This window comes from bacterium, from assembly GCA_026416715.1.
Classification (GTDB): Bacteria; UBP4; UBA4092; order JAOAEQ01; family JAOAEQ01; genus JAOAEQ01.
In genome coordinates this window covers 286-542 of the sequence record JAOAEQ010000059.1, presented here as the reverse complement: position 1 = coordinate 542, position 257 = coordinate 286, and the positions used below count along the sequence as shown (strand labels likewise).

1 rRNA gene is annotated in these 257 nt (G+C 48.2%); it reads right to left on the bottom strand.

The window, feature by feature from the left end:
• Window positions 1-194, bottom strand: a 16S ribosomal RNA gene (locus N3A72_12465); the annotation flags it as partial.
• Window positions 195-257 lie beyond the last annotated feature (63 nt).

Sequence of the window (257 nt, the reverse complement as noted above, 5' to 3'; positions counted from 1 at the left end):
AAGTTCCAGCAACCACATCCGGTATTAGCTCCAGTTTCCCGGAGTTGTCCCGTACTTCTCGGTAGGTTACCCATTTTGTACTCACCCGTGCGCCGCTTTACTCATCTGTATTGCTACAGACTTTCTCGCTCGACTTGCATGTGTTAGGCACGCCGCCAGCGTTCGTCCTGAGCCAGGATCAAACTCTCAGTAAAAAATTGGTGGTATCACTGAGGATACCTAATTCTTTTAACTCGCACTTCTTGAACCCTCTCTAT